General features: G+C 66.1%; 25 protein-coding genes. 3 read left to right on the forward strand and 22 right to left on the reverse strand.

Annotation, left to right across the window (positions count from 1 at the left end; all coding sequences use genetic code 11):
- Positions 1–37: 37 nt before the first annotated feature.
- From G455_RS23735 to G455_RS23740, 6 genes are all read right to left on the reverse strand, one after another.
- Positions 38–1,219, reverse strand: coding sequence for a TFIIB-type zinc finger domain-containing protein (locus tag G455_RS23735; RefSeq protein WP_035366546.1), 1,182 nt, complete (start codon positions 1,217–1,219; stop codon positions 38–40).
- A gap of 43 nt (positions 1,220–1,262) precedes the next feature.
- Positions 1,263–2,399 carry an SPFH domain-containing protein gene (locus tag G455_RS0109800; protein ID WP_028093547.1) on the reverse strand — a complete coding sequence of 379 codons (1,137 nt, stop codon included), beginning with the start codon at positions 2,397–2,399 and terminating at the stop codon, positions 1,263–1,265.
- Positions 2,400–2,438: 39 nt separating this feature from the next.
- On the reverse strand, positions 2,439–3,404 hold the full coding sequence (locus G455_RS0109805) for a DUF2927 domain-containing protein (RefSeq protein WP_169726938.1): 966 nt from the start codon (positions 3,402–3,404) through the stop codon (positions 2,439–2,441).
- A gap of 15 nt (positions 3,405–3,419) precedes the next feature.
- Entirely contained in the window at positions 3,420–4,610 is a 1,191-nt protein-coding gene (locus tag G455_RS0109810) for a toxic anion resistance protein (RefSeq protein WP_028093549.1), read from the reverse strand.
- A 31-nt stretch (positions 4,611–4,641) separates the two neighbouring features.
- Positions 4,642–5,553, reverse strand: a complete 912-nt coding sequence (locus tag G455_RS0109815) for a 5-bromo-4-chloroindolyl phosphate hydrolysis family protein (protein ID WP_028093550.1) — start codon at positions 5,551–5,553, stop codon at positions 4,642–4,644.
- Positions 5,554–5,743: 190 nt separating this feature from the next.
- Entirely contained in the window at positions 5,744–6,994 is a 1,251-nt protein-coding gene (locus G455_RS23740) for a pseudouridine synthase (protein WP_084437041.1), read from the reverse strand.
- A gap of 63 nt (positions 6,995–7,057) precedes the next feature.
- Between G455_RS23740 and G455_RS0109830 the strand changes: the two genes are divergently transcribed.
- Positions 7,058–7,510, forward strand: coding sequence for a nucleoside deaminase (locus G455_RS0109830; protein ID WP_028093635.1), 453 nt, complete (start codon positions 7,058–7,060; stop codon positions 7,508–7,510).
- A gap of 30 nt (positions 7,511–7,540) precedes the next feature.
- Here the strand turns inward: G455_RS0109830 and G455_RS0109835 are convergent, their stop codons facing one another.
- The 15 genes from G455_RS0109835 to G455_RS0109905 all read right to left on the reverse strand — a co-directional run bounded on the left by G455_RS0109835 (position 7,541) and on the right by G455_RS0109905 (position 21,158).
- Positions 7,541–8,140, reverse strand: a complete 600-nt coding sequence (locus tag G455_RS0109835) for a pentapeptide repeat-containing protein (RefSeq protein ID WP_028093551.1) — start codon at positions 8,138–8,140, stop codon at positions 7,541–7,543.
- Positions 8,140–8,607: a flavodoxin domain-containing protein gene (locus tag G455_RS0109840; protein WP_028093552.1), complete on the reverse strand. Its 468-nt coding sequence runs from the start codon at positions 8,605–8,607 to the stop codon at positions 8,140–8,142. Before G455_RS0109840 ends, G455_RS0109835 begins: the two co-directional genes overlap by 1 nt.
- 3 nt (positions 8,608–8,610) lie before the next feature.
- On the reverse strand, positions 8,611–9,840 hold the full coding sequence (locus G455_RS0109845) for an FAD-dependent oxidoreductase (protein WP_035366549.1): 1,230 nt from the start codon (positions 9,838–9,840) through the stop codon (positions 8,611–8,613).
- Positions 9,837–11,342: an aldehyde dehydrogenase gene (locus tag G455_RS0109850; protein ID WP_028093554.1), complete on the reverse strand. Its 1,506-nt coding sequence runs from the start codon at positions 11,340–11,342 to the stop codon at positions 9,837–9,839. Before G455_RS0109850 ends, G455_RS0109845 begins: the two co-directional genes overlap by 4 nt.
- On the reverse strand, positions 11,342–12,154 hold the full coding sequence (locus G455_RS0109855) for an aspartate dehydrogenase (protein ID WP_028093555.1): 813 nt from the start codon (positions 12,152–12,154) through the stop codon (positions 11,342–11,344). Before G455_RS0109855 ends, G455_RS0109850 begins: the two co-directional genes overlap by 1 nt.
- 4 nt (positions 12,155–12,158) lie before the next feature.
- Complete coding sequence (locus tag G455_RS0109860; protein ID WP_028093556.1) at positions 12,159–13,832, reverse strand: thiamine pyrophosphate-binding protein; 1,674 nt, start codon at positions 13,830–13,832, stop codon at positions 12,159–12,161.
- A gap of 22 nt (positions 13,833–13,854) precedes the next feature.
- Positions 13,855–14,643 (reverse strand): SDR family oxidoreductase, encoded by a 789-nt coding sequence (locus G455_RS0109865; protein ID WP_028093557.1) that lies wholly within the window; start codon positions 14,641–14,643, stop codon positions 13,855–13,857.
- A complete protein-coding gene (locus G455_RS0109870; protein ID WP_028093558.1) occupies positions 14,640–15,572 on the reverse strand; it encodes a VOC family protein in 933 nt (310 codons plus the stop codon). The genes G455_RS0109865 and G455_RS0109870 overlap by 4 nt, the downstream gene beginning before the upstream one ends.
- A 25-nt stretch (positions 15,573–15,597) precedes the next feature.
- Positions 15,598–16,416: an alpha/beta fold hydrolase gene (locus tag G455_RS0109875; RefSeq protein WP_028093559.1), complete on the reverse strand. Its 819-nt coding sequence runs from the start codon at positions 16,414–16,416 to the stop codon at positions 15,598–15,600.
- The gene (locus tag G455_RS0109880) at positions 16,413–17,156 is read right to left on the reverse strand and encodes an SDR family oxidoreductase (RefSeq protein ID WP_205620466.1); all 744 of its coding nucleotides are present in this window, start codon (positions 17,154–17,156) and stop codon (positions 16,413–16,415) included. The genes G455_RS0109875 and G455_RS0109880 overlap by 4 nt, the downstream gene beginning before the upstream one ends.
- Positions 17,153–18,202, reverse strand: coding sequence for an aromatic ring-hydroxylating oxygenase subunit alpha (locus G455_RS0109885; RefSeq protein WP_028093561.1), 1,050 nt, complete (start codon positions 18,200–18,202; stop codon positions 17,153–17,155). Before G455_RS0109885 ends, G455_RS0109880 begins: the two co-directional genes overlap by 4 nt.
- A 43-nt stretch (positions 18,203–18,245) precedes the next feature.
- Entirely contained in the window at positions 18,246–19,013 is a 768-nt protein-coding gene (locus G455_RS0109890) for an ABC transporter permease (protein ID WP_028093562.1), read from the reverse strand.
- Between the two features lie 77 nt (positions 19,014–19,090).
- A complete protein-coding gene (locus tag G455_RS0109895; protein WP_028093563.1) occupies positions 19,091–20,065 on the reverse strand; it encodes an ABC transporter substrate-binding protein in 975 nt (324 codons plus the stop codon).
- A 30-nt stretch (positions 20,066–20,095) separates the two neighbouring features.
- Positions 20,096–20,866, reverse strand: coding sequence for an ABC transporter ATP-binding protein (locus G455_RS0109900; RefSeq protein ID WP_028093564.1), 771 nt, complete (start codon positions 20,864–20,866; stop codon positions 20,096–20,098).
- Positions 20,856–21,158, reverse strand: coding sequence for a recombinase-like helix-turn-helix domain-containing protein (locus G455_RS0109905; protein ID WP_028093565.1), 303 nt, complete (start codon positions 21,156–21,158; stop codon positions 20,856–20,858). Before G455_RS0109905 ends, G455_RS0109900 begins: the two co-directional genes overlap by 11 nt.
- A 221-nt stretch (positions 21,159–21,379) precedes the next feature.
- Between G455_RS0109905 and G455_RS0109910 the strand changes: the two genes are divergently transcribed.
- Complete coding sequence (locus G455_RS0109910; RefSeq protein WP_028093566.1) at positions 21,380–22,525, forward strand: FAD-dependent monooxygenase; 1,146 nt, start codon at positions 21,380–21,382, stop codon at positions 22,523–22,525.
- 162 nt (positions 22,526–22,687) lie between these two features.
- On the opposite strand, the gene G455_RS0109915 is transcribed toward G455_RS0109910, so the two are convergent.
- A complete protein-coding gene (locus tag G455_RS0109915; protein WP_028093567.1) occupies positions 22,688–23,632 on the reverse strand; it encodes a cupin domain-containing protein in 945 nt (314 codons plus the stop codon).
- An 85-nt stretch (positions 23,633–23,717) separates the two neighbouring features.
- On the opposite strand from G455_RS0109915, the gene G455_RS23745 reads away from it, so the two are divergent.
- Positions 23,718–24,509: an IclR family transcriptional regulator gene (locus tag G455_RS23745; RefSeq protein WP_051312341.1), complete on the forward strand. Its 792-nt coding sequence runs from the start codon at positions 23,718–23,720 to the stop codon at positions 24,507–24,509.
- Positions 24,510–24,674 lie beyond the last annotated feature (165 nt).

Consider the following 24,674-nt stretch of genomic DNA (forward strand, 5'->3'; position numbering starts at 1 on the left):
AGTGGGTGCAAGGGGCGGTCTCGTCCCCTTGCCGGGTTCACTGGTTCTGCGAGGCGATATAGCCGACGACGGCCGCGACGATCAGCCCGAGGATCACCGCGATGGCGATCTTGATCGCCGACCAGGGCCGTTCCCCCTGCACCCGGCCGGTGCGCGCGTTGACGACAAAGCGATAAGTCTCGCCCCGGTACTTATAGGCCGCCAGCCAGACCGGTAGCAGCACATGTTTGAAGGTCACGTCCGAAATCCGGGTATTCAGCGCATGGATCCGCTGCTGATCGCCGCCGATGTCGATCCGCACATCGCGTTCGATCACCCGGGCCATGTAATCGGTCGCTTCGCCATAGCCCTCTTCCAGCCCGACGGTATAGGCCTCTGAGCGGAAGCCGGCCAGGTATTCGGGCCGATAGGGTTCGAGCGAGGCCAGGTCCCAGGGTTCCAGCGCATCGGTATAGCGTTTCGGCAGGCTTCTCGACGCCAGCACCAGAATGTCGTCGAAGAACCGCGCCACCCGACCGGACCGCGGTGTCCAGCGGATGCGCGGCACCTGCTCCTGCATCCGTTGGCCGTTTCGCACTACGGTTCGGGTTTCGTAATAGGTATCGCCGCGTTCCCCGCGATAACTGGTCTGGGTATCGGCGTCGAAGGTCCAATAGGGCACATAAATACCCTGCATCCGCCGGCCCTTGCGGGCATATTCCTTCAGCCCGTTGGGCGCGAACCACAGCCGGCCCAGCCAGTCTGTCATCGCCTTGTGGGCATCGCGTTCGTCAATCGCGAAGGGCAGCACCCCGCGCGGCTTGAGCTTTCGACTGATGCCGGTGTCGGTGACCACCGGGGTGGCGCAGAAGGGGCATTCGGCGGCATGGGTCGCCGGATCGAATTCGAATTGCGAGCCGCAGTTGGGGCAGGTGACGGTGCGGGTCTCCTCGCTGTCCGAAGCTGGCAGGTGATTGGCGCGCGCGGCCTCATAGTCCAGCTCTTTCAGCTTGGCCTTGCCCCAAGGGCTGGTCTCGATCGCCTGGGTGTGGCCGCAATGATCGCAAACCAGCCGGCCCTGACCCGGATCGAACCGGTAATCCGCGCCGCATTGTTCGCAGGGAAAGCGGTGTTCGCCGCCGTTCTGGACCTCGGAGGTGGGGGTCGGCTTCGCCGCCGGTGAGACGGGCGGAGCGGGGGGCACCCCGGGCGGAGGCGGTGGGGGTGGCGTTGCGGTCATGGCTGGTCTTGTCTGGTGAAACGGGCAGGGGGCTGATCGGGGCTCAGGCGCCTGGCGGTGGCGGCGGCGGCAGGATGGTGAAAAGCTGGGCCAGTGCCTGTACCTCTTCCGCGCGCTTCCAGCCGTCCTGGCCTGCGGTCCAGACATAGGTATCGCGCTTCAGCTCTCCCGCGCTGGCCATCCGTCCCAGATCGGCGCGCGAGAACGGCCCCTTGGTCTGGCCGTTCTCGGCCAGGTGCCAGACATGTTCGATCGGGGGCGGCGGCGGCACCGGGCTGGCGGCTTGCTGGACCGGTTGTTGCTGGGCGGGGGCGGCGCCCCAGGGGCCGGTCTGACGCGCCATCTGGTTGCCCATCGCCATCCCCATGCCGGCACCGAGCCCCGCGGCCATGCCGCCGCCCGCCGGGTTGGCGGCCGCCGAGGTCATCGCCTCTGCTGCCGAATATTGGGTGAAACGGCCCAGATCGCCGGCCAGCCCCATCGAGGTCCGCTTGTCGAGCGCCGCCTCGACCGCGGGGGGGAGAGAGATATTTTCGATATAGAACTCTGGCATCTCCAGCCCGTAGCTGTCCAGCGTGGGGGAAACCTGGGTGGCGATCAGCCTGCCCAGATCGGCGGTGTTCGCCGCCATGTCCAGCACTGGAATGCCCGATCCCGCGATCACCCGGGAAAACTCCTGCACGATGATGTTGCGGATCTGGAAGCTGATCTCGTCCATGGTGAATTCACCATCGGTGCCGACGATCTCGGTCAGGAAACGGGCCGGTTCCTTGACCCGGGTGGTATAGGTGCCGAAGGCGCGGATGCGGGTCGGGCCGAACTCCGGATCGCGCAGCATGATCGGGTTCTTGGTGCCCCATTTCAGGTCGTTGAACCGCGTCGTGTTGACGAAATAGATCTCGGACTTGAACGGCGATTTGAAGCCGTGGTCCCAATGCTGCAGCGTGGTCAGGATCGGCATGTTGTTGGTCTCGAGCATATAGAGACCGGGGGTGAAGACATCGGCGATCTGCCCCTCGTGGACAAAGACGGCGGCCTGCCCCTCGCGCACCGTCAGCTTGGCGCCATATTTGATCTCATGCCCATAGCGCTCGAAGCGCCAGACCATGGTGTCATGGGTGTCATCGACCCAATGGATGACGTCGATGAACTGGCCGGAGAGAAAATCGAAGATACCCATTCGTATGGTCCTTTCGTCAAAAGCAGGTGGGGAAGGCGATCACAGCGCCTGTCCCATCAGTTCGCGGGCGATGATCCGGGCGATCGGACGGGCCTGGTCCGGGGTCATGCCGGGGCTCAGCCTGGGATCGTAGAGCATTTTCAGCAGAAGTTCATCGTGCCGCGTCAGCAGGGCGAATTCGTCGTCATCATTGAAGATCGACGGCCGTGCCTCGGGGCTGTCGTTGGGCAGGCCCAGACCCTGGGCCAGCTCTTCGTGAATGCAGGCAAGGCGGACCAGATCGGGGTGCTCCGACCGGATCAGGGCGACCGCGTTGATATAGGTATCGGGATTGCGAGGGGAGGCGACCGCGATCACCAGACAGTAGAAGTTGCGCGGCAGGTTGCCGAACATCTCCAGCTCTGGCGTGCTGATGGTCGGGATCAGTTGCGCGATACGCGACTGGACAAAGGCGCTGTCGTCCTCTCCGGCGACAAAGACGTGGAAATTGGCTTCGGTGGAGCGGGGCGCCATGGTGATCGAATGGCCGCTGACCCGTGCCAGCCGTCGGACATAGCCGGTGATGCTGTTGCCGTCCTTGGTGCGCTGATCATACTGGACGCTGGCGCCGTATTCGACATTGACCCGGACCGGCGCCTGCCAACGACTGAGCGCGCCGGCGCTGCCGCGTCCTCCGGCCAGCGGGCCACGGGTGTATTCGTCAAAGAACGCGATATTGATGAAATCGCGGACCAGATCGTCGGCGGTAAAGGGCGTGTCGGGCCCGCCGCCATCGGTGCGCAACAATCCCTGCGTCAACAGATCGTTCTGCACCGCCCGGTAATATCTGGCCAGCGACAGGCTTTTGTCCGACGGTGGTTGCGGTGTCTGCGGCTGCACCGCAACGGCGGCCGGGCGGGCCTGCGGCAGCGGCGACCGGCGCGGCAGACTGTTCTCGCAGCCGGCCAGCAGCGCGATCGCCAGACCCAGACCGGCTAGCGGTCGGTGTCGCAAAGAAAGCCGCAGGCGCACCCCGGGGCCTCAGCCCGGCACGGCGGTGCCGGCGGTGTCGCCCAGGCCGGTCTTCTTCGCCTTGGCGGCGGCAAGCGTGTCGCGCAGCTCGTGCTCCATCTTGGTCAGCTCGGCCTCGGCGGCGGCGCGTTTGGCCTTGCCTTCGTCAGCGATCTGCAGGCTTTCCTGTATGGTGCCGATCAGATCGGCATTGGCCTGTTTCACCGCTTCGATGTCAAAGACACCGCGTTCCATTTCTTCGCGGATCACCTTGTTGCTGTCGCGCAGGTTCTTGGCATTGGCGGTCAGCAACTCGTTGGTCAGGTCGTTTGCGGCCCGCACCGCCGAGGCGGCCTCGGCCGAGCGCTGGATGGTGACCGCCTGGGCCAGTTGGGTTTCCCACAGCGGCACGGTATTCACCATGGTCGAGTTGATCTTGGTGACCAGGCTCTTGTCGTTCTCCTGCACCAGCCGGATCGAGGGTAGCGACTGCATGGTCACCTGGCGGGTCAGCTTCAGATCGTGGACCCTGCGCTCCAGATCGTCGCGGGCGGCGCGCAGGTCGCGCAGCTCCTGCGCCTTCATCACCTGATCGTTTTCGGCGGCGGCCTGAACCTCGGCCTCCTTGGCCGGGATATCGGTACGGTCGAGCTCGGCCAACTTCTCCTCGCCGGCGGCGATATAAAGCGCCAGCTCGTCATAGAAGGTCAGCGTCTTGCCATAGAGCATATCGAGCGATTTGATATCCTTCAGCAGCGTATGTTCGTGCTTGAGCAGGTCATCGGTGATCTTGTCGATCTGGCTCTGCACCTCCTCGTAACGGGCGGTGAACTTGGCGAAGGGGGCGGCGCGACCGATCAGCTTTTCCCAGAAGCTGCGTTCGCGTCGTACATCGAGTTCCGAGACCGAGAAGCCGCGAATGGTGGTGACGATGTTGCGCAAGGAATCGCCAGCCGGCCCCACGTCCTTGTTGCGCACGCCCGACAGCATCGCCTGGCTGATTTCCTGCAACTCGGCCTGGGCGCCCGATCCGAAGGAGACGATGGAATTGGTGTCGCCCATGTCGATCTCGGACATCCGCCTGCGGATCTCGGTGCCGGCTTCGGGGCTGGCTTCCTGCAGGGGAACGATCTCTCCGCCCGGTTCGGGCAGGGGGGTGGCGGCCAGTTGTTCGATTTCCGTCTGGCTGTCCTGGGCTTGTTTCTGAATGATGTCAGACATGTAACGCGTTCCTCGTTTAATATGGGGGTGGTCAGTCCAGCCGGACCCCTTCACGCTGCAGCCGGTCGCGCAGCACGTCGATTTCGACCGTCAGATCGCTGCGATCGTTTTGTAGCATCACCTTGGTGCGCGCGGCGAAATTCTGTTCCAGATCGTCCAGCAGCGCGCTGTAGTCACTGCGCGCCTGGGCGTCGTGATCGCGGGCGTAGATATCGGCGAATTTCACCGTCGCGTCGCGGGCCCCCATCAGATAGACGCTCATGTACTTGCGCGCGCCGGTCAGGTCGCGCGGGTCTTCCTCGACCGTGCGGAACAGGTCGCGGGCGGTCTTCTGGAACCGCTCCACCCGGGTTTCCATCTGCCGGTCGCCGGTGCGGCCGATCGCCTTGGTCATCGCGGCAAGATAGGCCTCTGCCTCCTCGACGGCACGGGCGACACGGTCCTGCTGGAAACCGTCAATGCCCTCGGTCCCCTTGTCGCGCAACGGGTCGATGCCGAAGGCGAGGCCGTGCAGCATCAGCGCGGCCCCGCCATAGAGTGCGGGGGCGATTACGCCACCCTCGTGGTGCCAGACCGCCACTCCAGCGCCCAGGCCGGTCAGCAGGCTGGCGATTATCTTGCGTGGCAGGGCGGGGCGGCGGGCGACCTTGCGGGCGTTATAGGCGGCCTCGGCCCTCAGCCCCTCGCGGGTCATGAAGGCGGCGGCGGCCATGAGCCCCGCGCCGATCAGCCCGGTTGCCATGCCGATGGCGCCATTGGTCAGTGACATCAGCCCCAGCACTGCGGCGGGCAGGAACAGCGTGTTGACGCGGGCACCGGCAGGATCGACCCGAGCACCGGCGTAGGCGCTGCGCGGCGGATGTGCGCTCTTGGGCTCGGATGTGACGGGATCGCCGGTGGCGCCGGCGGTCGGGCTGTATTTGCCGCCGAAGCGCTGCGCCATGGCTCAAAGCCCCCCGAGCCAGCCGGTCGCGACCCCGAATAGCAGGATCAGCAAGGCGATATAGGCGAACTTTTGTAGCCCGGTCCGTGACATCGGTGGCCCCAGAGACATGAAAGACATCTGCAAGTTAGGTCATGCCGCGCGTGCATTCTAGGGGGAACCGACGGGTCGGCGCATCAGCGCCGGAAAATCACCCCCGTTTGGGCCCCCCGGGACGGCGACCGCGCAGGCTGGCGCCGGGGTTGGTGGCACGGCCGGGGCGCGTGGGTTTGCTGGTGGTGCTCGGTCCCGTCGGGCGCGATCCGGGTTTGTCCTCGGGCTTGGCGCCGGATTTCGGCGTGAACTTGCGGCGGGCCGTGCCCGTCGTCTCATCCACCACGCCGGGTTTGGCACTGCGCGTCAGGCGTTTGGAACCGGCAGGTTTCGCGCCGCGTTCGGGCCGGTCGCCGCGCTGAGTGTCGCGCGGTCCGCCGGATTTTTCCCAGGGCTTGGCGCCCGGCTTGGCGGTGAACTTGCGCGCTGGCCGGTCTCCGGGCGCGGCTTCGCTTGTCTTGTCGCCACGGGATGGCCGTTTGCCGGTGCCGGTTTCGGTCTTGCGCTGGGGCTTGTCGCCTCCGCGCGCCTGGGGCCGGTCTCCCGGTTTGCCGCCCCGCCTCGGGCGTGGCTTGGCGGTCCCTCCTGCGGCGTCTTCCACTTCGGCCTCAAGACCCAGCTGGTCGCGCAGCACGCGGCGGCGCACCTCTTCGACCTCGCCGGCTTTCAGATTGCCCAGTTGGAACGGGCCGTAGGAAATCCGGATCAGCCGGTTCACGCTGAAGCCCACCGCCTCCATCGCGCGGCGGATTTCGCGGTTGCGGCCTTCGCGCAGGCCGACGGTCAGCCAGGCGTTGGCGCCCTGCTGGCGATCGATGCTGACGATCATCGGCTGGAATTTCTCGCCCTCGATCACCACGCCCTGGCGCAGCGGTTCGAAATTCTTCTCTTCCGGGCGGCCGTTGATGCGCACCCGATAGCGGCGCAGCCAGCCGGTGGAGGGCAGCTCAAGCTGCCGCTTGAGCCCGCCGTCGTTGGTCAACAGCAGCAGCCCCTCGGAATTGAGATCGAGCCGCCCGACGCTCATCACCCGGGGCATTTCCTCGGGGAGCGCGTCGAAGATGGTCTCACGCCCCTGTTCGTCGCGTGCCGTGGTCACCAGCCCGGAGGGTTTGTGATAGAGCCAGAGCCGTGCCGGCTCCGGCGCGGCCAGCGGTTTGCCGTCGACGCTGATGCGATCCTTCGCCGTCACGTTCAGCGCCGGGCTGTCGATCGGCTTGCCGTTGACGTTGACCCGGCCCTCTTCGATCATGCGCTCCGCTTCGCGGCGCGAGGCGACGCCGGCGCGGGCCAGCACTTTGGCGATGCGGTCGCCTTCGGGGGCGGGGGGGACGGGGGCTTTGCTCATGTATTGCGCCTTAGCTCATCGCGCGGGCTTGCGAAAGCGGGGAATGCGGGGCAGGGAAGTGCCATGCGATTTACTTCTCATATGGATCGGGCGCTTGCGGCGGCAAGGGCGGCGGGCGCGCGGGGCGAGGTGCCGGTGGGCGCTGTGGTCTGTCGCCCGGATGGCCGTGTCCTGGCGGTGGCCGGCAACCGCACGCGCGAACTGAACGATCCGACTGCCCATGCCGAGATGCTGGCGATCCGAGAGGCTTGCGCCGCGCTCGGGTCAGAACGGCTGGTGGGCTGCGATCTCTATGTCACGCTTGAGCCCTGCGCCATGTGCGCGGCGGCGATCTCGGCGGCGCGGATCGCGCGGGTCTATTACGGGGCGGGGGATCCGAAATCGGGTGGCGTTGCGCATGGGGCGCGGGTGTTCTCGCACCCCCAGGCGCATCACAAGCCCGAAGTCTATGACGGTATCGCCGCGCGCGAGGCGGAAGAGATGCTGAAGGATTTCTTCGCCGGGCGGCGCGGCTAGGCGACGACGCCGCCGGAAGGAGGCTGTCGTTTACAGGTAAGTATATCCGAAGGACATGCCGAAATCGCCGGTTTCCAGCGCTGCGTTGCCGCGCCGGGCATTGCGCAGCCACAGCCGGCCATGCACCTGTGTGTCGCCCAGATCGGTGCCCTCGGGCAGGTGGGCATCCTGACACCATAGCCCGCCCAACCATTCGCTGCCGTGAAAGTTGACGGAGCCCCGCGCCTCAAGTCCCTGAAGCGAGACATTGCCATAACTCACCATGCCGGAGAAATCGGCGCCGGCCTCGAAGCGGGTGGCGTCGAACCGGCCGATGCCGCGGAATTCCGCGCCCTGGAAGCGGGCGGGACCGGCGAAGCGGCTGCCCTCGAACCGCGCATCATTCATGAAGCTCGTGCCATCGAACTTGGCGGGGCCGTCGAAAGTGACATCGCGGAACCAGCTGATCCCGTCGAACCGGGCGCCGCGCGCGTCGATACCTCCGCTGAAACGCGCGCCGGTGAAATCCACCCCCGTCAGCACGCAGTCTTGCAGATCGAGCGGCCCGTCGCAGGTGATGCCCCGAAGATCGACGAAATCGCCATGTTTCCAGGGCACGATCAGCCGGTCGCGGATCTCTTCGGGCGACATCAGGCGTCCTCGCCCATCGCTTCGGCGGCTTCGGAGATCACCGCCTCGGCCCAGGGGAAGGCCAGATCCTCGGCCATGTCGGGGCCGGAGGCATCATGCGCGATCCGTTCGCCGATCTGGGTGGCGCCTTGTGCTTGCATCAGTTCGGCCAGCGTCTTCGGGCCGAAGTTGAAGGTCTCTTCATATTCGCTGTCTCCCAGACCGAAGATGGCGAACTTGATGGCCGAGAGATCGGGTTTCTCCGCCGCGACCGCCTCGGCAAAGGGCTGGGCCGAGGCCGGCAGCTCACCATCGCCATAGGTCGAGCAGACCAGCAGATAGAACCGCGAGGGATCGAAATCGCCCGCGCCCATGTCCGACAGGTTCAGACAGTCGACCTCATGGTCGTTTTCCAGTTCCGACTGGATGTCTTCGGCCAGCATCTCGGCGTTGCCGGTTTCGGTGCCGTAAAGAATGGTGATCTTCATGGGTCAGCTTTCCTCTTCGCGGGCGCGGCGCAGCATCTCCTCGCGGCGCGCGATCTTGGCACGGACGCGGCCTTCGGGCGCCGTGGCGGTTTCATGGGCATCAATACGGGTCCAGCCGGCATAGTCCACCCGGGCGTCGAGATCGGCCAGGACGGCGCGGCCGGGTTTCGCCGGATCGGGGGTCAGATCAGCCAGAATGCGGCTGGCCAGCGCCTGGGCATCGGCGCGGTTTTCCGGGATGGTGCCGCGCGGGCCCCGGCGGAACCAGCCAGTTGCATAAAGCCCGGGCGCCAGTACGCCGGCCTCGATATCCTGCGCGCGGGCCAGCAGTGCGTCGCGCGGCAATTGCCCGTCGGCGCAAAAGCCGATGGCAGTCAGGACCGAGGTGCAGGGCAGGGTTTCCTCGCCCGCGTCCGTCTTGAACCGCATGCCGGTGACGTGATCGTCGCCCTCGACCGCCAGCGGCGCCAGGCCGAAGCGGAAGGTGACCCGGCGCGGGCCGGTGGCATGACCGTTGAGCGCCAGCACGGCCTCGATCTTCTTGGCCTCGGCCGCATCCTCGCTGGACCCGGCCCCTTCGACATGGATGGTCACGCCGGAGAGTTTGGCGAGTTCCTTGATCATCACCGTGTCGAATTTCGCCTGCGCGGCGGGGGAGCGGCCGGTGATGGTGATCTCCTCGATGCCACTCTGGGTCAGCCAGTCGGTGGCGACGGGGCCGAGGTCGGATCCCTCCAGTTCCTCTGGCTGTTTCGCCAGCAACCGCAGCAGGTCGATCGCCACATTGCCGTTGCCGACGATCAGCGGGCGCGGGCCCAGATCGGGCAGGGTGCCGGCGTCGGGATGATCGTAAAGCGCGCGGGTGATCAGCCCGGCGCCCCAGACGCCCGGAAGCGCCGCCCCAGGCACGTCGAGCGGCCGGTCGTTGCTGAGCCCGGCGGCCAGAACCACCGCGTCATAGGCGCCTTGCAGCGCCTCGAGCGTCACATCCGCGCCCAGCGTGACGTTGCCGTGAAACTCTGCCCCCTGCCGGTCGAAGACGCGGGCGAATTGTCGGGCGACGGCCTTGGTGCCCTGATGGTCGGCGGCCACGCCATAGCGGACCAGCCCATAGGGCACCGGCAGCCGGTCGATCAGATCGACCTCGAGTTCTGGCGCCGCCTTCAGCAGTGATTGCGCCAGAAAGCAGCCCGAAGGCCCGGCGCCGACGATGGCGATCTTGCCTGTGCTCATAGCCCCTCCACGGTCGCTGCGGCCCAGGGATGCATCTGGCCGGTGAGATCGGTGTAAAAGCTTTTCTGCGCCATATAGGCGCGCAGCCCCTGACGGCCCTTTTCCCGGCCGACGCCGCTGTCGGCCTCACCGCCGAAGGGGGTGGAGATCGAGAACTGCTTGTAGGTGTTGTGCCAGATGGTGCCGGAGCGGATGGCGCGGCCGATCCGCCAGGCTTTCGGGAAATCGCGGGTCCAGATGCCGCAGGCCAGCCCATAGTCGTTGTCGTTCGACTGGGCGATCACATCGGCCTCGTCCTCGAAGGGCATCACCACCAGCACCGGGCCGAAGACCTCTTCGCGGCAGATGCGGTCGGTGTTCTTCACGTCCGCCAGGATGGTCGGCAGGTAATAGCTGCCCTTGGCGAAGGCCTCGCCCTCGGGGGCATGGCCGCCGCAGAGCAGCGTGGCGCCATCCTTCACCGCGCAGGTGACATGGGCTGCAACATCCTCGCGATGGTCCATGTGGATCAGCGGCGCGACCTGGGTGTCGGCATCGAAGGGATGGCCGACCTTCAGCCGCTTGGTCGCCTCGACCAGGCGCGGCACGAAGCTGTCATAGATGCCTTTCTGCACGAACAGCCGCGACCCGGCGATGCAGCTTTGCCCCGAGGAGGAGAAGATGCCGAACAGGATGCCGGCCAGCGCCTGATCCTGATCCGCGTCCTCGAAGACGATGGTGGGGGACTTGCCGCCCAGTTCCAGGCTGACCGGCATCAGCTTGTCGGCTGCCTGGCGGGCCAGCGCGCGCCCCGTCGTCGTGCCGCCGGTAAAGCTGACGCGGGCGATGTCGGGGTGTTCGACCAGCAGGTTGCCGATTTCGCGCCCCGATCCCGGCAGCACCGAGAACAGACCCTTGGGAAGGCCCGCCTCATCGACGATACGGGCCAGTTCCAGCGCGGTGAGCGGCGACCAGGAGGCGGGTTTCAGGATCACCGCATTGCCGGCGGCGAGCGCGGGGGCCACCTTTTGCGCGTCCGACGCGATCGGAGAGTTCCAGGGCGTGATCGCGGCGACGATGCCCAACGGCTCGTGCACCGACATGGTCAGCGCGGTGCCGCGCTGTACCGTCAGATCCTCGTCCATCGTCTCCACCACCGCGCCGAAATAACGGAAGGTGCCGGCGGCGGAGGCGGCGAGCGCCGCGGTCTCCCGCAGGGTCTTGCCGGTGTCGCGGGTCTGGATTTGCGAGATCCGATTGATATTCGCCTCGATCCCGTCGGCGATGGCATAGAGGTAGCGCGCGCGTTCATGCGGCTTCAGCCCCAGCCAGACCGGATCGGCCTGCGCCGTCTTGGCGCGGGCGATCGCCTCTTCCCCATCGGCGCGCGAGGCGCCCTTCAGCACTCGGTTGACGCTGCCGTCGGCCGGGAAGACCGAGGTGATCTCGGCCCCCGTCCCCACACGCCAGTCGCCAGCCAGATAAAGCCGCCCGTCCGGCATCCCGTCGAAAGTCGTATCCATCAGATTGCCACCACTGCCAGCCGGTTCCGGATCTCCCGCAGGACGGAATAGATCGTCGACACGCTGGTCTTCGCGTTGCCCTTGGAGGGCAGGTTTTCGATTTTCATGCTGTAGGTCGCCACGCTCGAGCGAACCTCATAGGCATGGATATTGCCCGCTGCCGCCGGATCGGCGATCAGCTCGACCCGCGTCGCATCAAGGCCCGCACCGGCCAGCGCCAGCGTCGCGGCCACATTGGCGTTCTTGGGGAATTGCGAGGCCGCCTCGCGCGCGGTGCCTTCGAAGAAGACCAGTGCGTGATCGAGGGTATCAAGGTCCGCGACCGCTTCCGCCGGGGTGCCGGCCCAGGCCTTGGGCGGCTTGATGCCGCGATAGGTGACCTCGACAGGCCCCGAGGCGGAGAGCGAGGACAGAAGGTCGATCCCGCCCACAGCACCCGCCGGCAGCACGATCCGCGCGCCGCCCGCCTTGGCCGCCGCCTTCAGCTCTGCCGCCAGCGCGTCATCCGACATCGCGCCGATCGACACGACCACGGTGTCGATCCCGGCGCGCAGGACGGTTGTCACATGGGCGGTGACGCCCGCGTGGCCGGCGCATTCCACCACCAGGTCGGGGCCGCCGGCGATCAGCGCCTCGGCGGTTTCGACCGTCGCGACGGGCAGGGCGGAACCGCCGGTCGCCTCTGCCACCGCCTCGGCCTTGCCGGGGCGCACCAGCAGCGTCACGCGGGTGACGGCGGGGGCGCCCGGCTGGCTCAGCAGGTCCAGCAGGGTCTGGGCGATATTGCCGTATCCGATCACACCGAGATGCATCGTCTTACTCCGCCTTGCCGGCGGCACCGGCGGGCGGGCCGGCGAAGCTTTGGGCGAAGGGGCCGATGGCGCACATGTCGACCTCGATCAGGCGCGGGCCCTCGGCGGCGATGGCGGCTTCGAGCGTGGCTTCGAAATCGGCCACGTCGTCCACCCGCACATGCGGCATGTTGATCGAGCCGCAGAAGGCCTTGAAATCCGGGACATGCAGCTGCGAATAATGCCGGCGGCTGTCGTATTGCGCGTCCTGGATGTTCTGGATCACCCCATAGGCCTGATCGTTCATCAACACATAGACCAGCGGCGCGCGTTCTTCGACGGCGGTGATCATCTCGGCCAGGCCCAGCATGGTGCCGCCGTCGCCAATGAGGGTGATCGCCTTGCGCCCCTCGCAGGCCAGCGCCGCACCGACGCCCATCGCCACGCCCTGACCGATGCCGCCGCCAAGCGCGTGAACGCCCTGGGTCGGCTCCGATAGCCGGACATAGCGGTTGCCGAAGGTCGAGTTCGAGATGGTCACATCGCGGACCCAGACGTGATTGCTTTCGCCCACCTTGGCACTGATCGCATCGGCGATGACGCGATAGGCGCCAAGTTGATCGCGCAGCCGGCCCTCGGCGGTGGCGCGCGCACGGGCGATGTCGAAGGTCAGCTGCGGGTCGGTGTCCAGCTTCTCGGGCAGACGATCGAGCAGACGGCGCAGCGTGTCGGCGGCATCGCCATGGGCGAAGACATCGACCGGATAGTTGCGCCCGCCTTGCCCCGCGTCGGCGTCGATTTGCAACAACGGCCGGGGCAGCGGCATCTGGTTGTTGCGCGTCTCGTTACCGCGCAGGCGGGAGCCGACGACCAGCATCAGATCGCAGGTCTGATACAGCTCCGCCGCATCCGGTCCCATGTTGAAGGCGCCGAGCGTGGCGGCCTCTTCCTCCGAGACCACGCCGCGGCCGTTGGTCGAACTAACGACGCCGACACCGCGGCGCATCAGTTCGGTCGCCTCAGCCACCGCGTTGCGGGCGCCGCCGCCCAGCCAGATCAGCGGCCGTTTGGCGGCTTTCAGATGCTCGGCGATCTCGTCGATGACACTGTCGGGCGCGATCGGGCGCTGGATCACCGGGGCGTGGATGCGCGCGGTGCTGGTCACCGGGCTGCGCTGCACATCGACCGGCACCTCAAGGCTGACCGGACCCGAGGGGGCGGAGAGGGCGGCAGAGATCGCCGCGCTCAGGGTGCCGAGCGCGCCGTTGGCGTCCCAGATGCGGAAGACGGATTTCGACACGCCGCGCAGCATCTCGGCCTGTTTCGGCACGTCGTGGATCGGTGCACGGTCGCGGTCGGCGTAGTTGGTGTCGACCTGGCTGGTCAGATGCAGCACCCGGCTGCCGGCGGTCAGCGCCTCGGCCTGGGCGCCGGCAGCGTTGCCGGCCGCCGTCCCGGTCGAGGTCAGGCAGACCCCGAGTCTGCCCGAGGCGCGGGCGAAGGCATCGGCCATGTTCATGGCGCCGGCCTCGCCCCGCGCTGGGACGAAGCGGATCCGGCCCTGACGCGCCACGGCGTCGAGGATCGGCATGTTGTGGATCGAGATAACGCCGAAGATCGTCGTCACGCCGACATCGGCCAGGGCCTGAGCGATGAAGTCGCCGACGGTGGCGGCCTGCTGTATGTTTTCGTGTTTCATGCTCACGTCTCTTCTGTGTCCCTTAGATGTGCCGGTTCAGGCCGCCCGACACGTCGAGCTGGGCACCGGTGATATAGCTGGCCGCGCGCGACCCGAGGAAGGCGATGGCATTGGCGGCCTCTTCGGCGTCGCCCAGACGCTTCATCGGAATGCCCTTGCGTTCGGCCAGATCGCGATACCATTGCTCACGGCTGACGCTCTGGTCTTCACGGGCGGCAAAGCGGCGGGTCCATTGCCCCGATCCGATCAGGCCCATCAGCACCGAATTGACGCGCACATCGGGCGCCAGCTCCAGACTGAGGGATTTCAGCATGTTCTGCACCCCGGCGCGGGCCGAGGAGGTGCAGACCATATGGCTTTCCGGTTGGTAGGCCAGCAGCGAGTTCACCGCGACGATGGCGCCCTTGGCCTCGCGCAGCATCGGCAGGAAGGCGCGGATCGGCAGCACCTGGCTGAAGATCTTCAGCTCGTATTCGTCGCGCCAGTCCTGGTTCGAGGTGTTCTCGAAGGTCGACTGACGGCCCTGGCCCGCGTTGTTCACCAGAAGATCGCAGCGCCCGAAGGTCTCGTGCACCTCGGCGGCGAAGCCGTTGACCGCCTCTTCGTCAAGTACGGAGAGCGCCCGGGCGAGCACCCGGTTGGCACCGAAGTCGCGGCGCAGCACCTCGGCCACGTCCTCGAGCCGGGATTCGTTACGGGCGCAGAGCGCGACGCGGGCGCCGGATTCCAGCAGCACCCGGACCGTCGCCAGCCCGATGCCCGAGGAGCCGCCGGTCACCACGGCGACGGAATTGTCATAACCGAAGTTCATTCCGCCGCCTCCGTCTTGGTCTTGCGCATTTCGGGGAAACCCGGATCGGGGCGCCCCTGCATCACCGCGCGCTGCGCGGGGGTGGGCGGGCCGGCGGTCATCCACTGGTCCATCTTTTCTGGATCGTCGCGCGGCCAGACCTGCGCCTCATGGGTGACCTCGTCGATCTGCTGCACCTCGGAGGTGAATTCGATCACGAAGCCCGAGGGCGAGACGAAATAGGCGAAGGGGTTGTTCCCGGGCCCGTGACGGCCCGGCCCCCAGGTGGGTACATGGCCCTTCTGCCGCATCCGCCCGATCGAGCGCATGTATTCATCCAGAGAGGGCAGTTCGAAGGCCACGTGGTTGACGCTGGGATAGAAGGCGCGCACCAGCGCGATGGCGTGGTGATCGGTGGAGCAGCGCAGGAACACCATCTGGTCGGCCGAGTAATCCGAGACGCGGAAGCCCAGAACCTCGGAATACCACTGTTCCAGGCCTTCCATGTCGGGTGTGTTCAGCACCACATGGCTGACCTTGCGCGGCTTGGCCCATTCGGGCTCTGCCTCAAGCGTCAGGGCATCGGTGCGGAACCGCAGGCGGCGGTTGTCGGGGTCGAGCACCTCGAACCCATAGCCGCCCATCCAATCGTCGAACTCCGCCGGTTTGCCGCTGACCGGCGCGCCCTTGGCGATGACCTGATCGTAAAGCGCATCCATCGTGGCGCGGTCGGGCATCGAGAAATGGATGTATTCGATCCCATAGGTCGGATCGTCCTTCAGCCCATAGAGGAAGGGCTCGGCGCTGGTGCCACGCAGATAGACGCAGCCGTCGTCCTTGTGGGACAGCTTCAGCCCCCACATGTCCTCGTAGAAGCCAAGGGTCGGGGTGAGGTTCGGGCCGCGCATCATGATGCCGCGCAGGCCGCCCACTCGTATGGTCTCGGTCATGGTCATATCCTCCGGGTCCGGGCCCTCAAAGGGCGGCGGGGACGGGTGACAGCTCCAGCGCGGCGGCGAACCGGGCCGGGGCCTGTTGATAGATCGCGTGCCCGGCCTCGGGCAGCAGGGTGAGGCGGCCGCGCATCGCGCGGGGCAGGGCGGCATGGGCACGTTCGGCGCCCTCGGGCGGGGTCACCCGATCTTCGGCGCCGACGATCACGTCGGTGGGCACCGATAGCCGTTCGGCATCGTCAAGGAGCCGGCCAGAGGCCAGCATCCGTGCTGCCTGGGCATAGCCCGGCAGTTTCACCTGCGACATGGCGGAACGGACCAGGGCGACGGTCTCGGGGTTGGCCTCGGGGGCGAACACCAGACGCGCGGCGCGGGCGGTGGCAAAGGCCTCGGCCCCCTGACGCTCCAGATCGTCGATCCGCGATTGCGCCGCTGCGCTGAGCGTGCCGCCCCGCGCCATGCCGTGGCCGAGCGCCGGAGAAGCGAAGACCAGCCGGGACACCCGGTCGCGGCGAGCGGCGGCGAAACTCGCCGCCATCAGCGCGCCCAGCGAATGGCCCAGCAGCATGACCTGACCCTCGGGCACCACCTGATCCAGGAAACGGGCGAGCGCGCGGGCATAATCCGCGGCCACCGGCCAGTCCTGATCCAGCGGATCGCTGTTGCCATAGCCTGGCGCGTTCCAGGCGATCACCCGATACTCGGCGGGCAGATAGGCCAGCAGCGGCGTGAACGAGGCCGCGCGCGATCCGATGCCGTGCAGCAGCACCAGCACCGGCCCGGTGCCAGCCCGTTCGAGATAGCTGATGCCAGCTGCCTTATGCTCGCTCCAGCCGGTCATTTGAACACGAAACCGTTGTTGACCGGCAGGGTCTGGCCGGTCAGCGTCAGCGCCCCTTCGCTCAGCAGGAAGGCGATCACATCGGTGATTTCGCCCGGTGCCTGAGGTCCGGGAATCGCGCGGCCTTCGGAATAAAGCCGGTGGCGCGCCTCGGGGACATAATCGGTCGAAGGGGTGGTCAGGATCCCCGGTGCCACGGCGGTGATGCCGATGCGGTCGGGGCCCAGTTCACGCGACAGCGATCGGGTCATCGCCATCACGGCGCCCTTGCTGGCGGTATAGGACAGCAGGTTCGGCGCGCCCCAAAGTGCCGTGTCCGAGGCGACGTTGACCACCCGGCCCGAGCCCGAGGCGCGCAGCATCGGCGCACAGGCGCGGGTCATCAGCCAGGTGCCGCGCACGTTGACGCGATGCACCAGATCCCAGCTGTCGATCTCGATCTGGTCGAAGGGAATGCCGCCGATGCCGGTGGCGATGGCCCCGTTGTTGACCAGACCGTGCAGCGTGCCGCCGGTCTTGTCCGAGGCCGCCGCGCCAAGCGCCGCGATCGAGGCCGGATCGCCTAGGTTGACGGGCAGGAACTCCGCCCCCACCTCGAGGGCGGTGGCGCGGCCCTCATCCTCGGCGATATCGGCGACGATCAGCCGGGCGCCATGGGCGGCGAGGCTGCGGGCGATTTCCGCCCCCAGGCCCCGGGCCGCCCCGGTCAGCAGGATGTTACGATCCTTCAGCATGCTCATTCCGCCGCGACGCTTTGCTGCTTCAGCTCGGCCTCGATCTGCGCCTTGGCGGCGCGGGTCAGGATCTGGCGCAGGCGGGTGACCCCCAGGTCGTGCTGATAGAGCATCTCGCGCTTGCGGGCGTCGTCGGGCATGCCTTCCAGCATGACGCGGTCCTGCTCCAGCACGTCCCAATGGGTCTTTTCCATCTTGGCGCGATAGAGAAAGCGCCAGCTGTCGCGGGCCAGCCCCTTCACTTCGCGCATGCGCCAGAAGAACACCTTGGTGGTCTGTTCGTCCATCGGCGTGACGAAACCGATGATGCGGAACACGCCGCCCGGGCCGGCGGCCGGCGGATAGGGGATTTCGAGGAAACAGAACATATCGCCCGGATAGACCTCGAATTCGGTCCAGTCGAAGTTCTCGCCGGTCTGGCCGACGCGTTCGATGCGAAAGCCATTGTCGGTCTTGTCGAGCTGCATCAGATCCTGCTTCGACCCATAGGCCAGGGTGAAGCTTTCGGCATGCAGGTAGCAGCCGTGCATCGGGTCGGCGAGGTTGTCGAGCGCATAGCGATAATTCGATTCCCAAACCGAGGTGCAGAGGAACCCGGCCCAGTTCTCGTGATCCGTCATCACCGCAGGCAGCTTCAGCTCGGGCGCTTCGGGCTGATCGACGGAGGGAACATAGACGAAGACCGCGTCATAGGCTTCGGTAACCTCATAGGATTTTAGCGCCTTGCGGCCTTCCAGGGCGCATTCGGGCATCGCCGGCACCCGGACCACCACACCGTCGCCGTCGACGACAACGCCATGATACCGGCAGGCGATATTGCCCTCGTGGACCTCGCCATAGCTCAGGGGCGCGCCGCGGTGGGGACAGAAATCCTCAAGACAGCGCAGTTTGCCGGCGCCGTCGCGCCACAGGACGATCTTTTCGCCCAGCAATTTGGTGCCATAGGGGTGTGCGGTCTTCACCTCGACCGATTTGCAGACCGGATACCACTGGCCGCGCAGGCCTTCGTTCACCCGTTTCTCGATCAAGGCTTTCTTGTCGATGGCAGTCATGGCTTTCTCCCTTGGGATATCGTTCGAATAGCTGTGTGGCGGCTTAGTGCTGCGCCTTGGGCAGATAGTGCAGGACGCGCTCTTCGATGTGCTGGAGCACGGTGTAGAGCAGGAACCCGATCACGGTGAGCAGGATGATGGCGTTGAACACCATCGCGGCATTGGCCTGACCGCCGCCGTAGGAAATCAGATAGCCGAGCCCGGTGTTGCCGCCGATCAGCTCGCCCACGGTGATGCCGATCACCGCGAGGGTGGAGGCAATGCGCAGGCCGGCCATCAGGTTGGGCAGGGTCGAGGGCATCTCGATCTTCCAGAAGATGCCGAGACGGCTGAGGTTATAGGCCCGAGCCAGATTGATCAGATCGCGATCGACGGTGCGCATCGCCTGCAGTACGTTGACCAGGACGGGGAAGAAGACGATCAGCACCGTCACCAGCATCTTGGGCATGGCGTTATAGCCGAACCACATGATGAAAAGCGGCGCGAAGGCGACCTTCGGTGCAATTTGCAGCGCCAGGATATAGGGCGACAGCACCTTTTCCCAGAAGACCGACATGCCCAGCAGATAGCCCAGGATGGCGCCCAGCAGGCTGCCGACGGCAAAGCCCAGGACGGTATAGAGCGCAGTCGACAGCGTGTTCGACATCAGCTTTTCGTAAAGCCACATGCGCTTCATCTCGACCAGGCAGTCGGTCAGCGTCGGGATGATGTATTTCGGCACGTCCAACGCCGGCGGCAGATATTGCCAGGCCAGCAGCACGAGGGCCAGCAGCCCGAGGCTTGCGAGTGTGGTGCTTCTGCTGCGGACCATGGGGGATCTCCGGGCTTTGACTTGTCTCTGAAGGGAAACCGGGGCTGTTGCCCCGGTCGTGGATGCGGTTGCGTCGGTCATTTCACGAAGTCGTTGGTGTAAAGCTCATCCACCGGGACGGCGGTGCTCACCAGGCCGGCATCGACATAGAACTTTTGCACGGCGGCGATCCGGGCCGGATCGAAAGAGCCCAGCGGTTGGTTTTCGGCCTCCGGATAGACCAGCGTGGTATAGGCGCGCATGATGCTTTCGATCTGGGCTTCCTTGCCGGAATGCTGCGGGACGAAGGAAACGTAATCCTTGGCGGCCTGGGCCGGGTCGGCCTCGATGTCCTTGATCGCCTTCAGCACGCCCTGGACGATGCCGCGCACCACTTCGGGGCGTTCCTCGATGGTCTTGTCCGAGGCGATGATCGCCTGCGCCATGGCCGGGAAGATCGTGTCGATCGGCTGTTGATCCAGCTCGACCCCGGCACCCTGCACGGCGGCGATCCATTCCGGCACGCCGGAGAAGCCATCGAGCTTGCCGGCGATGGTCAGCTGGATGATGCCGCCCGGGCCGACCGCCTGGATATCGACGTCGTTCTTGCTCAGCTCGACCGAGGCCAGAGCGCCCAGCAGGTTGTAATAGGTGGTGTCCTGGAAGGCGAGAACGCCGATCGACTTGCCCTTGAGATCGGCCGGACCGGTGATGCCGCTGTCCTTGCGCCAGGCCAGTTGGGTCAGGCCGCGCCCGCCCAGCAGCGCCACGCCGCGGATGTCCAGCCCGTTGGCGCGCACGATGATCGGCGTGTCACCGATGCCACCGCCCAGATCGGCATTGCCGACAGCCACCTGCGTTGCCACATCGGCGCCGCCCTTGCCGACCTGGAAGGTCACATCGAGACCGGCGTCGGAGAAATAGCCCTTGCCCTTGGCCAGCTGGAACGGCGCGAAGGCGGGCAGGAAGTCGGGCGCGGGGAACAGATAGGTGACTTTCTCGGTTGCCATTGCTGCCGTAGCCGAAATGGCGACCGCGGCGGCGGCGATGGTCTTCAGGATGGTGCGTTTCATGACTGTGGAACTCCCTGTATCTGGCCTATGTCAGGCCGCTTTTTCTTCGAGCTTCAGGTATTTGAAGAGCTGGGCGGCATATTCGCTCACCTCCGGCAGGATCCGGCGCTTGATCGGTTCGTCACGATGCGGCAGGTCAACCTTGATTTCGGCGATGACGGTGCCGGGGCGCTCGCTCAGCACCAGGATGCGGTCGGACATCAACACCGCCTCGGCCAGATCGTGGGTGATCAGCAGCGTGGTCTTTCCGGCCTCGGAAATCGTCTTGGCGAAGGCGTTCTGCAGCAGCAGCTTGGTCTGCGCATCGAGCGCCGAGAAGGGTTCGTCCAGCAGGATGATCTCGGGGTCGATCGCCAGGGTGCGGGCCAGCGCTGCGCGTTGCCTCATGCCGCCCGAAAGCTGATAGGGATAGTGGTTCTCGAACCCGGCCAGATGGCAGGCCTTCAGCTCTTGCATCGCGCGGGCGCGGCGGTCGGCCTTGGAGACGCCGCGGGACTCAAGCCCGAATTCGATGTTCGAGATGATGCTGCGCCAGGGCAACAGCAGATCCTTTTGCAGCATGAAGCCGACATGGGCATTGGGCCCGTTCACTGGCTGCTCGCTGACCAGAACCTCGCCCCGGGTGGGTTGATACAGGCCGGCGGTCATCGACAGGATGGTCGACTTGCCGCAGCCCGAGGGGCCGACCACCGAGACGAATTCACCCTTGTCCACACGGAAGCTGACGTCCGAGACGGCGGTCATCTCTCCGCCGGAAGTGGTGGCGAAGGTCTTGGTGACCGAGCGAAACTCAAGCGCCATAGCCGTTGGCCTCATAGGCAGCGTCCAGATCGGCGTTGATGGCGGTCAGCTCCTCGGCCAGCAGCGCTTCGGTCCAGTCGGTGCGGCCCGACATCGGGGCGGGCAGGGCGCGCTCGGCCAGGGCGGCGGCAACGGCGGGGTAGTCATGGATGCCGGTGGCATAGATGTCCATCAGCGCCTCGGCGAAGGCCATTTCGGTCTCGGTCAGCGGGCGGCCCTGGCATTGATGCGCCAGGTCGGGGCGGCTGGTGTCGCGGGCCCGTTCCGACAGCCTGTCCTTGAATGCGTCCATGTGTCTAAACCTCCATGCTGCAGCGATCTGTTCAAATATAAACAGTCTGTTCAAAAATAAGAGTGAAGCAAACGCTCCCTTTGAGTCAAGAAAATTTCGGGTCGCTGCCATCTGCGGACAGATCGCATTGACAATTGTCTGGGCACCCCCAACAATTCGCATAAGAACACATCGTTAAATAATGAACGAATTGACTGCATCGCACCTGAGGGAGGTTGAAGATGGCGAAACTGAGAATCGCGGTTGCCGGTGGTGGTGTTGGTGGCATGACCGCCGCTCTGGCCTTGCAGGCGAAGGGGCACGAGGTGGCGATCTATGAGAAGGCGGGCGCTTTTGGCCGCATCGGTGCCGACGTGAACCTGACGCCGAATGCAGTGCATGCGCTGGATGGGCTGGGGCTGGGCGATGCCTTGCGCGCCACCGGCGCCCGGTCGGAATTCCGCATCAGCCGGATGTGGGACGATGGCCGCGAAACCTCTCGTCTGCCGATGTCGGCCGCGGCGGAGGAGAAATACGGCGCGCCGCAGCTTGCCATTCATCGCGCCGATCTGCTGGGAGCACTGCAAGAGGCGCTGGCGCCCGGGACCATGCATTTCGGCGCCGGTGTCGCCGGGGTGGAGCAGGGGGCCGAGGGCGCCGTGCTGATCCTCGAGGACGGCACCCGGGTCGAGGCCGATGTGGTGATCGGCGCCGATGGCATCCATTCGGTGATCCGCACCGCGCTGTTCGGGCCGGATGCACCGAAATTCTCCGGCCTCGTGTCCTGGCGGGCGGTGGTGCCGCGCGCCGCGCTGGAGGGGGTGTCGAACCTCGACAGTTTCACCAAGTGGTGGGGGCCCGAGGCGACGCGCCAGATCGTGACCTTCCCGCTGACCCGGGGCGAGGAGATCTTCGTCTTCGCCACTACCGGCCAGGACGGTTGGGGCGAAGAGGGTTGGACCCTGCCCGGCGATATCGAGGAACTGCGCGCGGCCTATGCCGATTTCCATCCCGAGGCGCGGGCGCTGCTGGCGGCCTGCGGCGAGGTGATGCAATCGGCGCTGCATATCCGCGAGCCGATGCCGCAATGGTCCAGGGCGCGGGTGACTCTGCTGGGCGATGCGGCGCATCCGATGGTGCCCTTCATGGCGCAGGGCGCCTGCATGGCGATCGAGGATGCGATCGTGCTGGCCCGGGCGCTGGACGCCGGCGCCGGCGATGTGCCCGCTGCGCTGACGGCCTATGAGGACAGCCGCCGCGACCGCACCGCCGCGATTCAGCGCGGGTCGCTGGCCAATGACTGGATGAAACAGGGCGGCAATGCAGATTGGGTCTATGGCTATCATGCCTGGACCGCACCGCTGGGGGACCCCGCACCGGCGGCGTGAACGAAAACGAAGGCCTCTTTCCAGGGCCTCAGCCCCGGGTCGCGCCCACCCCCGGGCCGGGCGCGACCCTTTGACACCGGGGCATGCCCGTGCAACAAAAAAGAGAAAAAAGGGCGCCCTTGCAGGCGCCCCAGTCACTCATTACTCACACTTTGTAACGCTTCAGGCGGCTTCGTATTTCACGCCATCCTCGCCCGATTGGCCAATTACCGACCACACTGTCGCCGGGGCGGCGGAGACATTGCGGAACCAGTGCTTGCGCCCGGCAGGCGTCTTGACCAGATCGCGCGGGCCCAGTTCGGTTTCCACGATCTCACCATTCTCTTCCCAGCCCACGATCAGCGCGCCTTCCAGCACCATCAGCGCATCCTCGACCGGCCGCACGAAGGGCTTCACGCCGACACGGCTGGGCACGCCCCACATTTCCTTGCGGCAGGTGTCGTTCTCGATCCCGCCTTCGCCGACATAGACCTTGCGGGTGAAACCGGCGTCTTCCCAGAGGGTCGGCTGTTCGTGATGGCGCACCACATATTTCGACATCAGCTGTTGCAGCGGGTGGCTGCCGTTGCGGTCGAACTTCATCGTCTTGCCGGGCTGGGCGCCGAAGGTGCGGGCCAGCTCGGTCGGGTGTTCCTTCGGGTGATAGTGATAGACCGGCGGCAGCGGCTTGCCGACATCGACCGAGATCGACATCATCACCGGCTCCACCCCGTCGACGCGGAAGCCATGGCCGATTTCGCGCACGTTCAGGATCATGTCCTTCGGGCCGAGGTTCACTTCGACCACTTCCCCGTCCTTTTCCCAGCCGACGATCAGCGCGCCGTCGATGATCAGGAAGCTCTCCTCGATCTCATGGCTGTGGCAGGCGGCGTAATGGCCCGGTTCCTTGTAGATCAGCGACAGGGTGAAGTGATCGGGCTTCATGGTCGAGGTGTCGCCGACCTTGGGCGAACCGCCGGCGCCGATATAGCGCATCTGCGCGCGGGCCAGTTCCTCGAACCCGGCGTTGGAGGGGAAGGCATTCCAGTCGAACACCTTGTCGGTGAAGCGGCCGGTATGGGCCTTCAGGTCATCGGCCAGGGTGGTGGTCGGGGTCTGCACGTTCATGGTGGTGTCCTCTTCCTCTGTCGCGCTTTGCTGTCTTTGGATTCGGGTCTATCAAGAAAGTGTTTTGCCAGATATATAGCGTTTTATGGACAAAACACTCCCCGAGTCGCCCGACACTCCCGATCCGCTGCTGGAGGATCGCTATATCGTGCCCGGCCTGGTGCGTGGGCTGCGCGCGCTGGCTGCCTTTTCGCCCGACCGGCAGGAGATGACGCTGGCGGATCTGGCGCGCGAACTTGGACTCAGCCGCTCAGCCGCTTTCCGTACCGCCTATACGCTGGCGCAGATGGGGTTTCTGCTGCAGGAGCCGCGCAGCAAGGCCTATAGCCTGGGGCCGGCGGTGCTGCGGCTCGGCTATGGCTATATGGCGACGCGCGAGCTGGTGGAACTGGCCCTGCCCGAGATCGAACGGCTCAGGGACGAAACCGACTGGTCGACCCACCTTGGCGTGCGGGACGGCGACCGGGTGCTGTACATGCTGCGTTGCCCCAGCCGGCTGGGAATGGGCAGCATCGTTCATGTCGGCAGCCGCTTGCCGGCGGCGGTCACCACCATGGGGCGGGTGCTGCTGGGGGATGTGGACGAACAGACGCTGATCGCGCTTTACCGCGATCGGGTTGCCGGGCCGGGGCGGGGCCTTGCCGATATCCGCGCCCAATGGGAGCGTGACCGCGGTGCCACGACGGTCGAGCAGATCGGCAGTTTCGAGGCCGGTATCGCCTCGGTCGCGGCGCCGGTGCATGACATGTCGGGCCGGGTGATCGCGGCAATCAACGCCACCAGGGGGACCGAGGATAGCGGCCCGATCCCCGACGACGTGCGCGCGGCGGTGCGCGCCTGCGGTCATCGCATCTCGGCCCTGCTGGGCGGCGAGTAGGGCGCGGCCGGTCCTGCCGGCGCGGGGTCTCCGGGGCTTGCCGGTCGCGCCCGAAGGATGCGCTGGCGCTTCGGGGGGCTTTCCCCTATTTCTATGTGTTGTCCTCATGTGGCCCGGGCAGAGGCCATGTCCGAACCCGGGCGCGGACATTATGGAGCAGCTTCT

This window comes from Pseudodonghicola xiamenensis DSM 18339, from assembly GCF_000429365.1.
Classification (GTDB): Bacteria; Pseudomonadota; Alphaproteobacteria; order Rhodobacterales; family Rhodobacteraceae; genus Pseudodonghicola; species Pseudodonghicola xiamenensis.